General features: G+C 68.2%; 12 protein-coding genes. 3 read left to right on the forward strand and 9 right to left on the reverse strand.

From position 1 onward, the window contains the following. Positions 1 to 11 precede the first annotated feature (11 nt). The 6 genes from ACSQ3Y_RS26745 to amaB all read right to left on the reverse strand — a co-directional run bounded on the left by ACSQ3Y_RS26745 (position 12) and on the right by amaB (position 8,041). Positions 12 to 1,280, reverse strand: coding sequence for a Y-family DNA polymerase (locus ACSQ3Y_RS26745; RefSeq protein ID WP_436179400.1), 1,269 nt, complete (start codon positions 1,278 to 1,280; stop codon positions 12 to 14). 66 nt (positions 1,281 to 1,346) lie between these two features. Continuing rightward, complete coding sequence (locus ACSQ3Y_RS26750; protein WP_436179401.1) at positions 1,347 to 3,044, reverse strand: thiamine pyrophosphate-binding protein; 1,698 nt, start codon at positions 3,042 to 3,044, stop codon at positions 1,347 to 1,349. A 50-nt stretch (positions 3,045 to 3,094) separates the two neighbouring features. Beyond that, complete coding sequence (locus ACSQ3Y_RS26755; protein ID WP_057202082.1) at positions 3,095 to 4,321, reverse strand: pyridoxal phosphate-dependent aminotransferase; 1,227 nt, start codon at positions 4,319 to 4,321, stop codon at positions 3,095 to 3,097. Further along, positions 4,318 to 5,217 (reverse strand): amino acid ABC transporter substrate-binding protein, encoded by a 900-nt coding sequence (locus ACSQ3Y_RS26760; protein WP_436179402.1) that lies wholly within the window; start codon positions 5,215 to 5,217, stop codon positions 4,318 to 4,320. Before ACSQ3Y_RS26760 ends, ACSQ3Y_RS26755 begins: the two co-directional genes overlap by 4 nt. Positions 5,218 to 5,297: 80 nt before the next feature. Then, entirely contained in the window at positions 5,298 to 6,473 is a 1,176-nt protein-coding gene (locus tag ACSQ3Y_RS26765; protein WP_436179403.1) for an NAD(P)/FAD-dependent oxidoreductase, read from the reverse strand. 32 nt (positions 6,474 to 6,505) lie between these two features. Next, complete coding sequence (gene amaB / locus ACSQ3Y_RS26770) at positions 6,506 to 8,041, reverse strand: L-piperidine-6-carboxylate dehydrogenase (protein ID WP_057202080.1); 1,536 nt, start codon at positions 8,039 to 8,041, stop codon at positions 6,506 to 6,508. Between the two features lie 197 nt (positions 8,042 to 8,238). On the opposite strand from amaB, the gene ACSQ3Y_RS26775 reads away from it, so the two are divergent. Continuing rightward, a complete protein-coding gene (locus tag ACSQ3Y_RS26775; protein WP_436179404.1) occupies positions 8,239 to 9,159 on the forward strand; it encodes a LysR family transcriptional regulator in 921 nt (306 codons plus the stop codon). Here ACSQ3Y_RS26775 and ACSQ3Y_RS26780 read toward each other — a convergent pair. From ACSQ3Y_RS26780 to ACSQ3Y_RS26790, 3 genes are all read right to left on the reverse strand, one after another. Then, positions 9,154 to 9,540 carry a TipAS antibiotic-recognition domain-containing protein gene (locus ACSQ3Y_RS26780; protein ID WP_057202078.1) on the reverse strand — a complete coding sequence of 129 codons (387 nt, stop codon included), beginning with the start codon at positions 9,538 to 9,540 and terminating at the stop codon, positions 9,154 to 9,156. The two genes, ACSQ3Y_RS26775 and ACSQ3Y_RS26780, sit on opposite strands and share 6 nt — an antisense overlap. A gap of 135 nt (positions 9,541 to 9,675) precedes the next feature. Continuing rightward, the gene (locus ACSQ3Y_RS26785) at positions 9,676 to 10,071 is read right to left on the reverse strand and encodes an MAPEG family protein (protein WP_057202077.1); all 396 of its coding nucleotides are present in this window, start codon (positions 10,069 to 10,071) and stop codon (positions 9,676 to 9,678) included. A 92-nt stretch (positions 10,072 to 10,163) separates the two neighbouring features. Then, positions 10,164 to 11,024 (reverse strand): IclR family transcriptional regulator, encoded by an 861-nt coding sequence (locus tag ACSQ3Y_RS26790; RefSeq protein WP_057202076.1) that lies wholly within the window; start codon positions 11,022 to 11,024, stop codon positions 10,164 to 10,166. A gap of 249 nt (positions 11,025 to 11,273) precedes the next feature. On the opposite strand from ACSQ3Y_RS26790, the gene ACSQ3Y_RS26795 reads away from it, so the two are divergent. Together ACSQ3Y_RS26795 and ACSQ3Y_RS26800 are read left to right on the forward strand one after the other, a co-directional pair. Further along, complete coding sequence (locus ACSQ3Y_RS26795) at positions 11,274 to 12,368, forward strand: ABC transporter ATP-binding protein (protein ID WP_057202075.1); 1,095 nt, start codon at positions 11,274 to 11,276, stop codon at positions 12,366 to 12,368. Next, a complete protein-coding gene (locus ACSQ3Y_RS26800; RefSeq protein ID WP_057202074.1) occupies positions 12,365 to 13,225 on the forward strand; it encodes an ABC transporter permease in 861 nt (286 codons plus the stop codon). The genes ACSQ3Y_RS26795 and ACSQ3Y_RS26800 overlap by 4 nt, the downstream gene beginning before the upstream one ends. Positions 13,226 to 13,236: the final 11 nt, after the last annotated feature.

Genomic DNA, 13,236 nt, shown 5'->3' on the forward strand with positions numbered 1-13,236 from the left:
CCCGTCGGCCCTCAGAACAGCGGCCGGGTGTGCGGGTCGGCCTCGCGTGCCCTGGGGGCGCGTGGTTCGGGCGGGCCGTCGGGCACCTCGCCCTCGCGCTCCAGCGTGCCCACGCGCACGCCCAGCAAACGCAGCTTCTGGTCCAGCGGCACCCGCTTGAGGCACAGGCCGGCCGTGCGGCGGATGGTGGCCGCGTCCTGGGTGTAGCGGTCCAGCGTCTGGTCGCGCGTGGCGATCCGGAAGTCGTCGTAGCGCAGCTTGATGCCGATGGTCTTGCCCACATAGCCCTTGCGCTGCAGGTCTCCGGCCACGCGTTCGCACAGGTCGGTGAAGATGCGGCCGAGCTCGGCCTTGTCGCGCACGGCGTGCAGGTCGCGGTCGAAGGTGGTCTCGCGGCTCATGCTCACGGGCTCGCTCTCGGTGACCACGGGGCTGTCGTCGCGGCCCCAGGCTACGCGGTGCATCCAGGCGCCGCTCGACTTGCCGAAGCGCTCGATGAGCCATTGCGGGTCCTGCGCGGCGAGCTGGCCAATGGTCTGTATGCCCAGGGTCGCGAGCTTCTCGCCGGCCTTGGGGCCGATGCCATTGATCTTGCGCACGTTGAGCGGCCAGATCTTCGTCTCAAGGTCGTCCTCGTAGACGATGGAGATGCCGTTGGGCTTGTTGAACTCGCTGGCCATCTTGGCCAAGAGCCGGTTGGGCGCCACCCCGATGGAGCAGGTCAGCCCCGTCACGTCGAAGATGCTCTTCTGGATCAGCCGGGCCAGCACCCGGCCTCCTTCGCGCTGGCCGCCGGGCACGTCGGTGAAGTCGATGTACACCTCGTCCACGCCCCGGTCCTGCATCACGGGCGCGATGTCGGTGATGGTGCTCTTGAACAGGCGCGAGAAGCGGCGCACCTCGTCGAAATCGACGGGCAGCACGATGGCCTGGGGGCAGAGTTTGGCCGCCTTCATCATGCCCATGGCCGAGCCCACGCCGAAATGCCGCGCCGCGTAGGTCGCCGTGGTGATGACGCCGCGGCCCACATAGTCCTTGAGCAGGGGAAAGTCGGCCACCGGGATGAAATGCGGCTCGCGCAGGCCTTCGCCGTCGGGCGTCTGGTGCAGCAGTTCGTCCACCTTGCGACGCCCGCCGCCGATCACCACGGCCAGGCCCTTGAGCTGCGGGTAGCGCAGCAGCTCCACGGAGGCGAAGAAGGCATCCATGTCCAGGTGCGCGATGCGGCGCAGGCGCGGCGCGGAAGGTTCGTCGGGCAGTGGGGAGGTCACGGCCTCCATTGTGCGCAAAAGGGCCGCCACCCTGCTATCAGCCGCCCAGCCGACAACAGGGTTGGGGCAGCGGAATTACTTCTTGGCGAGTGCCGCGTTGCGCATCCCCTGCAGCGTGCCCGTGGGCGTGATGGCCTCGGGATCGATCAGGCAGTGCAGCACGCTGGGCAGGCCGCTGGCGCGCGCACGGGCCAGGGCCGGGGCGAATTCCTCGGTGGTCGTGACACGCTCACCATGGCCGCCGAAGGCCTGGGCATAGGCCTTGAAATCGGGGTTCTTCAGGGCAGTCGCACTCACGCGGCCCGGGTACTCGCGCTCCTGGTGCATGCGGATGGTGCCGTACATGGCGTTGTCCAGCAGCACCACGATGATCGGCAGGCCGTACTGCACGGCGGTGGCGAACTCCTGGCCGTGCATCAGGAAATCGCCGTCGCCCGCGAAGATCACCACCTCGCGCTGCGGCCACAGGCGTTTGCCGCCCACGCCGGCCGGCAGGCCGTAGCCCATGGAGCCGCTGGTGGGCGCCAGCTGGCTGGCAAAGGTGGTGAAGGGCCAGAAGCGGTGGATCCAGGTCGCGAAGTTGCCTGCGCCGTTGCAGAAGATGGTGTCGGCTGGCAGCACCTCCTTGAGGTGCTGCATCACCTGGCCCATCTGCAGCTCGCCGGGGATGCGGATGGGGGTGGTATCGCTCCAGGCAAGGTACTCGGCATGGGCGGCCTCGGCATGGGCCTGCCAGGGCACGGCGGCCGTGGGGCGTACCGTGGCCAGCGCCGCAGTGAAGGCCTGGGGCGTGGCATGGATCGGTTGCGCGGGACGGTAGAGCCGGCCCAGTTCATCGGCGTCGGCATGCACGTGCACGATGGGCTGCACGGGGTTGGGAATGGCGAACAACTCATAGCCCTGGGAGGGCACTTCGGACAGGCGCCCGCCGACCACCAGCACCAAGTCCGACGCGCGGATGCGCGCCAGCAGCTTGGGGTTCACCCCCAGGCCCAGGTCGCCGCCGTAGCAGGCGTGGTTGGCCGGGAACAGCATCTGCCGGCGGAACGAGCAGTACACGGGCAGCGACCAGGCCTCGGCAAAGGCCGTGAACTCACGAACCGCCTGCTCGGACCAGCGGCTGCCGCCCAGGATGGCCACGGGCTGCTTCGCGGCGCGCAGGCGCTCGGCCAGCTCGGCCATCTGCGTGGCGCCGGGGTGGGTTTCAGCCACCTGGTAGGGCAGCGCATCGGCCACCACCGCTGCCTCGGTCAGCATGTCTTCGGGCAGGGCCACCACCACGGGGCCAGGCCGGCCCGAGGTGGCGACGTGGAAGGCGCGCGAAATGAGTTCGGGCACGCGCGCCGGGTCGTCGATCTGCACCACCCACTTGGCCATGGTGCCAAAGACGGCGCTGTAGTCCAGCTCCTGGAAGGCCTCGCGCCCCAGCGCCCCCCGCGCCACCTGGCCCACGAACAGAATCAACGGCGTGGAGTCCTGGTGCGCGATGTGCACGCCAGCCGAGGCATTGGTGGCCCCCGGCCCCCGCGTGACGAAGCAGATGCCGGGCTGGCCCGTGAGCTTGCCCTGGGCCTCGGCCATCATGGCCGCGCCCCCCTCCTGGCGGCAGACGGTGACGGCGATGTCGGCGTCGTGCAGCGCATCCAGCACGGCCAGGTAGCTTTCACCGGGCACGCAGAAGAGTTGCTTCACGCCATGGGTGATGAGCTGCTGGACCAGGATCTGGCCGCCCGTGCGGCTGGCGGCGGTGCTGGAGGTGGAGGGCGTGGTCATGTCAGGGTTCCGGAACGAGAGAAACAAACAAAAAAGAAATCGGCAAACCGTCAGCGCAGCGCATCGCACGCACGGCGGATGCGCGCGCAGGCTTCCTGCAGGTCGGCCATGGACGCAGCGTACGAGATCCGGAAGTACGGCGCCAGTCCCAGCACGCTGCCAGGGACCACCGCCACGTGGAACTCGCGCAGCAGGTAGTCGCAAAAATCCGCATCGGTGCGCAGCGTGGCGCCGCCCGGCGTGGTGCGGCCCAGCACGCCTTCGCAGCTGGCGAAGGTGTAGAACGCGCCTTCGGGCACGCGGCAGCGCAGCCCGGGCGAAGCGTTGAGCGCGGCCACCACCAAGTCGCGCCGCGCCTGGAACTCGCGGCAGCGCTCGGCCACGATGTCCTGCGGCCCGGTCAGGGCCGCCACGGCCGCTGCCTGGCTGATGGACGAGGCGCACGAGGTGGCCTGGCTCTGCACCACGGCCATGGCCGCAATCAGTGCACGCGGGCCCGCGCCGTAGCCGATGCGCCAGCCCGTCATGGCATACGACTTGGAAACGCCGTTCACGGTGAGCGTGCGCTCGCGCAGCGCGGGCATCACCACCGCCGGCGTGGCAAACGCATGGCCATCGTAAAGGATGTGCTCATAGATGTCGTCCGCCAGCACCCAGACCTGCGGGTGGCGCAGCACCACCTCCAGGATGGGCCGCAGTTGCTCGGCGCTGTAGGCCGTGCCGCTGGGGTTGGAGGGAGAGTTGATGAACACCCATCGGGTGCGCGGCGTGATCGCTGCTTCGAGCTGTTCGGCCGTGATGCGAAAGCCATTGGCCTCGCTGCACGGCACCACCACGGGCACGCCACCCGCGATCAGCACCATGTCGGCGTACGACGTCCAGTAGGGTGCGGCCAGGATCACCTCATCGCCGGGGTTCAGGCTAGCCATCAGCGCGTTGTAGATGACCTGCTTGGCACCCGCGCCCACGGTGATCTCGTTGGCGGCGAACTCCAGGGCGTTGTCGCGGCGGAACTTGAGCGCTATGGCCGCCTTGAGTGCGGGCGTGCCGTCCAGCACCGTGTAGTGCGTGTCGCCCCGCGCCATGGCCTGCTGCGCGGCCTCCTGGATGTGGATCGGCGTATCGAAGTCCGGCTCGCCCAGGCCCAGCACGATCACGGGCTGGCCCTGGCGCTTGAGCTCGTTGGCGGCCTGGGTGATGCGCACGATGTCCGACACGCCGATGGCGCTGATGCGGTCGGCCGCGCGAAAGGCCGTGGCGGGGATGGCGGCGTTCATTGCTGGTAGGACTCCAGGGGCTTGTCGTTGGGGGCGGCGAACAGCTGGCGCAGCGTGGTGCCCAGCGGCAGGTTCAGGGCCACGTTCTTGGGCGGGATAGGGTTCATGAACCACTTGGTGTAGATCTTTTCCATCTCACCGCTCTGCATGAGTTTGGTGAGCACGCCGTCCACCGCGGCCTTGAAGCTGGGGTCATCCTTGCGGAACAGCAGCGCAATCGGCTCGGCGCCCAGCGGTTCGCCCACGATGCGGTAGGCCGATGGGTCCTTGGCGTTGGCGATCATCCCGGCCAGCAGGTTGTCGTCGAGCACGAAGGCATCGGCGCGGCCGGATTCGAGCAGCAAAAAGCTTTCGTGGTGGTCCTTGCCCAGCACGGTCTTGACGGACGCACCGCCCAGGGCGCGTTCCTGCTTGCGCAGCAACTGCACGGCCGTGGTGCCGGTGGACGCGGCAATGGTGCGGCCCGCGAGCTGGCTGACGGACTTGAGGTCCGAGTCCTTGCGCACCGCCATGCGCACTTCGCTCACATAGGTGGTCACCGCAAAGGCCACCTGCTGCTGGCGCGCGGTGTTGTTGGTGGTCGGGCCGCAGCCGATGTCGAGCGTGCCGTTCTGCACCAGCGGCAGCGTGTTCTGAGCCGTCACGGCCATGTACTCGAGCTTGGCGTCGGGCACGATCTCCTTGAGCACGCGCTCGCACAGCTCGACGTGGTAGCCCACGTATTTTTCGTTGGCGCCCAGCGCGTAGGCCATGGGAGGCGAGGTTTCGCGCACCCCGAGCACGACCTTGCCGCTGGCCTTGATCTTCTCGAGCGTGGTCTGGGCGCTGGCACCTGCGGCGCACAGCAGTGCGGCCAGGGCCACGGCCATCATTTTGCGGTTGGGGGAAAAAGCCATGTCGTTGTCTCCGGTGGTTGTTGTGGATGGCGTTGGGAAAGCGGTGGGGGCGTGCCACACGAATGCGGCGTTGCTCCGATTCAGATGACGTTCTTCTCCAGCAGCGGCCGGTTCTCGGCGATGCGCGTGATGGACAGGGGCGACAGGTCCAGAATCTGGTAGCCGCCTGTGAGCAACAGCTCGGCCACGCCCCGCCCCACGGCAGGGCACTGCTGCAGGCCGTGGCCCGAAAAGCCGTTGGCGAACACCAGGTTGTCGCAGGCAGGGGAGAGGCCTACGATGGCGTTGTGGTCGAAGGTGTTCATCTCGTAGTAGCCGGCCCAGGCGCCCTGCATGCGCAGTGCCTCGAAGCCCGGGATGCGTTCTGCCAGCGTGGGCCAGACATGCTCCTCGAAGGCGTGGTATTCGGGCTCCAGCGGGGCGAAGTCGGCGTCCTGCTCGGCGGGCGGTGCAAACCCGGCAATGAAGCCTTGGCCCTCGGGCCGCAGCCAGATGCCGCTGGTGTCGATGAGCAACGGGCAGCGCGGCAGTTGGGCCGGACTGGAGAGATGGAACACGGTGCGGCGCTTGCCCACCACGGGCAAGGCAATGCCCGCCCAGCCTGCGATGGCGGCAGCCCAGGGACCGCCCGCATTGACGGCATGGCTGCAGGGCAGAGAGGCACCGCTTTGCAGCCGGACGGCGGTCACGTGCTGCACGCCATCGCTGGCGGCCATGGCAAAGCCCACGGCCTCGTCGGCGATGTAGCGCACGCCCTGGCTCTGAGCCTTCTTGCGCAGCGCGGTCAGCAGCAGGTAGCCGTCGAACCAGCCCTCGCCCGACAGGCCGAGCGAGCCCAGCACCACGTCCTGCAACGCCAGCCAGGGGAAGCGCTCGGCCAGTTCATCCGGGCCGAGCAGCGCCACATCGGCGCCATGGCGCTTTTGCAGTATGTGGTTGTCGCGCAGCGTGGCTTCGCCAGCCGCAGTGGCCAGGTACAGGTAGCCGCCCTCGTGCAGGCCGACGTCGGGCACATCGCCATTGCAAGCCAGCAGCGTGCCCACATTGCGCAGAAAGCCGATGCCATAGGCAGAGATCAGGACGTTGATGTCGGTGGAGAACTGCTGGCGGATGGAGCTGGCCGAAAACGCCGACGAGGCGCGTGCGTACGTCGGATCCCGCTCCACCACCACGACCTCGCAGCCCGGCTGCTGGCGCGTCAGTTCGTAGGCGATGGCGCTGCCGATGACGCCGCCGCCGATGATCACGATGGGCATGCCCGTGGTGCTCCCGAACGTTAGCGCTGTGCTCAGACGTCGAACTTCACGCCCTGCGCCAGCGGCAGTGCGGTGGAGTAGTTGACGGTGTTGGTGGCGCGGCGCATGTAGGCCTTCCAGCTGTCGGAGCCGGCTTCGCGGCCACCACCGGTTTCCTTCTCGCCGCCGAAGGCGCCGCCGATCTCGGCGCCGCTCGGGCCGATGTTGACGTTGGCGATGCCGCAGTCCGAGCCCGCAGCCGACATGAACTGCTCGGCCTCGCGCACGTTGAGCGTGAAGATCGAGGACGACAGCCCGGCACCCACGGCATTGTTCCAGGCAATGGCTTCATCGAGCGTGCCGTAGCGCACCACGTAGAGGATGGGCGCGAAGGTCTCGTGCAGGGCCGGGCCTTCGTGCTTTTGCAGTTCCACCAGCGCGGGGCGCACATAGTAGGCATCGCTGCCGGCCACGCCCTGCACGCGCTCGCCGCCATGCACCTTGGCGCCCAGCTCGCGGGCTTCGTCCAGCGCCTTCTGCATGCCGTCGTAGGCGCCGCGGTCGATCAGCGGGCCGACCAGGGTGCCGGTGGCGCGAGGGTCGCCCACCTGCACGTTGCCATACACCTTGGCGAGCTGAGGCACCAGGGTGTCGTAGATGCTGTCGTGCACGAACAGGCGGCGCAGCGTGGTGCAGCGCTGGCCGGCCGTGCCCATGGCGGCGAAGGCGATGCCGCGCAGCGCCAGGTCCAGGTCGGCGGAAGGGGCGACGATGGCGGCGTTGTTGCCACCGAGCTCCAGGATGGCGCGGGCAAAGCGCGCGGCCAGGCGCGGGCCGACGGCACGCCCCATGGCGGTGGAGCCGGTGGCCGAGAGCACGGCCACGCGCGCATCGTCCACCAGCACCTCGCCGATGGCGCGCTGGCCGATCAGCAGCTCCAGCAGGCCCTCGGGCGCATCGCCGAAGCGGGCCAGTGCGCGCTGGGCGATGGCATGCGTGGCCAGGGCGGTGAGGGGCGTCTTCTCGGACGGCTTCCACACCACGGAGTCGCCGCAGACCAGGGCCAGGGCCGCGTTCCACGACCACACGGCCACGGGGAAGTTGAAGGCCGAGATCACGCCGCACACGCCCAGCGGGTGCCAAGTTTCCATCATGCGGTGGCCGGGGCGCTCGGTGGCGATGGTCAGGCCGTAGAGCTGGCGCGACAGGCCGACGGCGAAGTCGCAGATGTCGATCATCTCCTGCACCTCGCCCAGGCCTTCGGAGGGGATCTTGCCAGCCTCCAGCGTGACGAGCAGGCCCAGGTCGTCCTTGGCGGCGCGCAGTTCCTCGCCCAGCAGGCGCACGAGTTCGCCGCGGCGCGGGGCCGGCACGTTGCGCCAGGCCAGGAAGGCCGTCTGCGCGCGGGCGATGGCGGCGGTGGCGTCGGCAGCCGACACCTCGTGCACGGCACCGGTGGCCTCGCCGGTGATGGGCGAGCGCACCGGCAGGTCGCCGCCGGTGTAGGCGGCACGCGGCACGCCCAGGCGCTGCAGCAGTGCATCGACATCGGTCACGAGGGAGTGGGAGACAGCAGAGGGTGCGGACATGGCAGCATTCCAAAAATCAATGCGCCCAATATCGCCCAATCGACGGGTCGCGGATAGCAAAAAATTGGAACAACTTGATTCGCAAATAGAATCAAGTCACGTCAACACCTGTGCCCACTTCGTGGATGAGGCAGGCACCACAGCGGTGCGCCAGCGGTGTAAACCCTGAGAATCATTCCCGATGAGCATGAATAGCCATGTTTCGCAAGACCTTCCTGCCACCCGTGGGCGACCTGCTCGCCTTCGAGGCGGCGGCACGCCACACCAGCGTCTCGCGCGCAGCGGAGGAACTGCACCTCACGCAGAGCGCGGTATCGCGCCAAATACGCCAGCTGGAGGAGCAATTGGGCATGGCCCTGTTCCACCGCGTGCGCCAGCGCGTGGTGCTGACCGATGCCGGGCGGGTGTACGCCGCCGACGTGCGCGCCCTGCTGCAGCAGCTGTCGGCCGCCACGCAGAAGGCCATGGCGTTTTCGAGCGCGGGCGGCCTGCTCAACCTGGCGGTGCTGCCCACGCTGGGCACACGCTGGCTGATTCCGCGGCTGTCGGGCTTCATGGCGCTGTACCCCGATGCCACGGTGAACTTCTCGGCGCGCTCCGAGCCCTTCGACTTCGCGCAGGAGCCGATGGACGCGGCCATCCACTTCGGCGCACCGCATTGGGCCGGCGCCGTGTGCGAGTACCTGATGCACGAGGAGGTGCTGCCCGTGTGCAGCCCCCACTACCGCGCCCAGCAAGGCCTGCGCACGCCGGCCGACCTGGCAGGCGCCGTGCTGCTGCAGCAGAACACCCGGCCCACGCAATGGACGGAATGGTTCGAGCGCCTGGGCGCCCCCACCCCGCAGGCGCTGCGTGGCCCGCGCTACGAGCAGTTCTCGATGATCGCGCAGGCGGCGGTGTCGGGCCTGGGCGCGGCGCTGCTGCCGCGCTTTCTGATCGAAGGCGAGCTTGCTTCGGGGGCACTTGTGGCCCTGTCCACCGACGTGCTCACCAGCAGTGAGGCCTACTACCTCGTCTACCCCGAGGCGCGCGCGCAGACGCCGCTGGTCAAGGCCTTCAGGGACTGGCTGCTGGCGCAGTGTGCAGGCATTGCCACTGCCGCCCGCCCCACCCTATAGATGGCTGTGCGCGTAGGCGTGGATGGCCTCGCCGAGAAACGCCACCATGCGCGGGTGGTAGGCATTGTGAAAAGCCTTCATGTCGGGGTTGTCGGCATAGAACAGTGCCGTGCCGATATAGGCCTCGCGCGACGGCGCATAGAAGCGTGACGCAATGGCATGGTGCCGCGCCATGAGGGCCTGGATGGCCGGCGCAAAAGGCTCGGCGCTGTCGATCAGCGGCGCCAGTTCCTCATAGAAACGCTGGAAATCCTGGTGCGCCCGGGCCTTGTCGACATGGGCCCACTGGTTGGTGGCGGCCAGCGAGGCAGCTTGTTCAGCGGCTTGCGCGTTGCGGCATTGCTGGAGGTATTCGGGGCTGGCGTCGTGCAGTGTGGTCATGGGTGCGGCACTTGGCCGTAGAGGAATGAGCACCGAATGTAGGCCGTGCACCGTGCTGCGGTGGCAGATCCATGCCACCCGCTGTGCCGGGCGTCACCGCCGCCCACCATTCGCAACGCGCACGTTGCGGGCGAACTACAGCAAGGCCGCCGCCATCATCGCCAGCCCGGCAATGCTCACGGCCCAGGTCGCCGTGCGGACATACGGAATGCCGATGTAGTACACCGGGATGTAGGCCATGCGCGCCCAGAAGAACACCTGGGCGCCCAGCACCACCTGGCTGCCGGTGCGGTTGCTGGCAGTGGCCGCCAGGCCCAGGATGGCAAAGAACACGAGGTTGTCGAAGCTGTTGCGCGCAGTGCGCTCGGCGCGGCCGGCAAAGGCCCCCGGATCGGCCAGATGATCGCGGTTGCCGAAGGCCAGCAGCAGGCCCGAGGGCGTCCAGGCGCGGGCTCGGATCAGGCTGGCCACGACCACCAGCAGCCAGGTGATGATGGCAAAGTACACGACGAGGGTGAGGATGGGGTTCATGGCAGCCTGGGACAAGGGTGGTGGAAAGCGCCGCATCCATCGCACCTGGACAGGGCAGGAGCCCGCAGCATACGCCCCCGCCGCTGCCGGACTCAGTTCGGCGAGGCCGGCACGCCGCCGGGCACCAGGCGCTGCTCGGGCTGCTGCCCCGCCAGGCTTTGCGCGGGGCGGCGCAAGGTGGCATCGAAGGGATGGATGCGCGGCCCTATGGCCGCCGCCTCGCGCTTGAGCAGCTCCACCACGGTGGGCAGGCGGTCCTCATTGAGGCGAGCCGAGATGGTGCCCACGCTGAGCGCGGCCACGGCGCGGCCCTCGCGGTCGAGCACGGGCACACCCACGCCGGCCATGCCTTCGAGCAGGCCGGTGTTGCGGGCGGCATAGCCCGTCTGGCGCACGCGCTCGATCTCGGTGCGCAGGTAGACCTCGTCGTACACGCCGTACTCGCGCACCCGCGAGAGATTGAAGCGGATCACCTCCTCGCGCTCGGCCTCGGGCAGGAAGGCCAGGATGGACAAGGCACCCTGCCCCACCCCCAGTGCCACGCGCCCGCCGATGTCACCCGTGAATGACCGGATGGGAAATGGCCCCTCGCTGCGGTCCAGGCAGATCGCATCGAACCCGCTGCGCACCAAGAGGAAGATGCTGTCGCCCAGGCTCGCGCTCAGGCGCAGCAGCGCAGGCCGGCACAGGCTGCGCAGGTCGCCCGGGTTGCCGGCCTTGGCGGCCAGCGCGAAGAACTCGGTGGACAGCCGGTAGAGCTTGCTGCGCTCGTCCTGCTCGGCCATGCCCTCGGCCACCAGCGATTGCAGCAAACGGTGCGTCGTGCCCTGGGTCAGGCCCACGGCACGCGCCAATTGGGTGACCCGCCCGCCCTCGGCCTGCACCTCGGCCAGGGCGCGGATGACGGCAAACATGCGGGGCACGCCGCCCGTGGAGGTCGAAGCTGGTTCCATGCACTGCTCCTGTGGAATAGATGGCATTTTCGAAGTGCATCATATTCCATTAAACGGAATAAATTCAATAAAAATTCTGTTTAATGGAATACCCGATGCAAGCTGGCCTGATTACTGCAATACATTGAATCGAAAGCGCAAGACAGTCCACAGAACGCTGAAACCCGCACCGCACCGGTGCATACACGGGGCAGGCACGGGTGGACCGCCGCCGCGCAGCGATGAAACAGCGACCAGAAAGGCCCGTGCATGTCCTTCCTTCAACTCACTGACGTGACCAAGTTCTATGGCAGCACCTGCGCGGTGCAGGCCATGAACCTTTCGGTGGAAAAAGGCGAGTTCGTCTCGCTGCTGGGCCCCTCGGGGTGCGGCAAGACCACCACCTTGCAGATGGTGGCGGGCTTCGAGGCGGTGACCAACGGCCGCATCGAACTCGACGGCCGCGACATCACGCACGCCAAGGCCAACACGCGCGGCCTCGGTATCGTGTTCCAGAGCTATGCCCTGTTTCCGCACATGACGGTGGCCGACAACGTGAGCTTTGGCCTGGAGATGCGCAAGATGCCCAAGGCCGAGCGCAAGGAGCGCGTGGCCCAGGCGCTGGGCCTGGTGCACCTGGAAGCCCATGCCACGCGCTACCCGCGCGAGCTCTCGGGCGGCCAGCGCCAGCGCGTGGCGCTGGCGCGCGCGCTGGTGATCGAGCCGCCGGTGCTGCTGCTCGACGAGCCCCTGTCCAACCTTGATGCCAAGCTGCGCGAGGAAATGCAGTTCGAGCTGCGCCAGATCCAGCGCAAGGTGGGCACGACCACCGTGATGGTCACGCACGACCAGAGCGAGGCCATGTCCATCAGCGACCGCGTGGTGGTGATGGAGGCCGGCCGCGCCACGCAGATCGACCACCCGCACCGCGTATACGAGCACCCGCGCACGCGCTTCATTTCCACCTTCGTGGGCAAGGCCAACCTGCTGCCAGGCAAGGTCACGGCCAGCGGCGCGGCACGCACCCATGTGGCGGTGGGTTCGCTGGCGGTGCAGGTCGAGGGCCCGGAGTTTCGACCCGGCGCCGCCGTGCTGCTCAGCGTGCGGCCCGAGAAGCTGCAGTTGGTGCCCGCCGTGCAGGGCCGGCTCGACGGCGAGGTGGGCGAACGCTTCTTCCTGGGCAGCCAGTGGCTGTACCGCGTGGCCACGCCCGTGGGCAACCTGATGGTGCTGGTGCCCAATGACGGCCGCAACGCGCTCAACGAGGGCGATCGCACAGGTGTGGACTGGCCTGACCACTGCATGCGCCTGCTGCCCGCCGACGAGGTCGCCGTGGCCGAACCCGAGGCCGAGGTGGCCCCATGAGCAGCGCCACCCGCAAGGCCGTGCCCTGGTGGCTGTCGGCCCCGGCGCTGGTGCTGTTCACCTGCCTGCTGCTGGTGCCGCTGGCGCTCACGGCCGTGCTGTCGTTCAATGCCTTCGACCCGATGACGGGCGTGAAGGCCGGCGAGTTCACGCTGGAGCACTACGCCCACGTGTTCACCGACTCGTACTACCACGCCATCTTCTGGCGCACCTTCTGGATCTCGGCGCTGGTCACCGTGATCTGCGTCGCCATCGGCGCGCCCGAAGCCTACATCCTGAGCCGCATGGGCAACCCCTGGCGCTCGGTGCTGCTGCTGGTGGTGCTGGCGCCGCTGCTGGTCTCGGTGGTGGTGCGGGCCTTCGGCTGGAGCATGCTGCTCGGGCCCGAGGGCCTGGTCAACGGCACGCTCAAGCTCGTCGGCATCGGCCCGGTGAAGATGCTCTACACCGAGATCGCCGTCATCGTGGCGCTGGTGCATGTGATGCTGCCCTTCATGGTGATCCCCGTGTGGACCTCGCTGCAAAAGCTCGACCCGGGGGTGCAGAACGCGGCCCTGTCGCTCAAGGCATCGCCCTTCACCACACTGCGCCGCATCGTGCTGCCGCAGGTGCTGCCGGGCATCCTCTCGGGCAGCCTGATCGTGTTCGGGCTGGCGGCCAGCTCGTTCGCCATCCCCGGCCTGCTGGGCGGGCGGCGCCTGAAGATGGTGGCCACCGTGGTCTACGACGAGTACCTGCACGAACTCAACTGGCCGCTGGGCGCGGCCGTGGCCCTGACCCTGCTGGTGGCCAACCTCGTGGTGATGCTGAGCTACAACCGCCTCGTCGAAGGCCGCTACAAGAAGGCGTTGGGATGACCATGACGATC

Source organism: Acidovorax sp. LjRoot66 (genome assembly GCF_964253305.1).
In the GTDB taxonomy this organism is placed as follows: domain Bacteria; phylum Pseudomonadota; class Gammaproteobacteria; order Burkholderiales; family Burkholderiaceae_C; genus Acidovorax.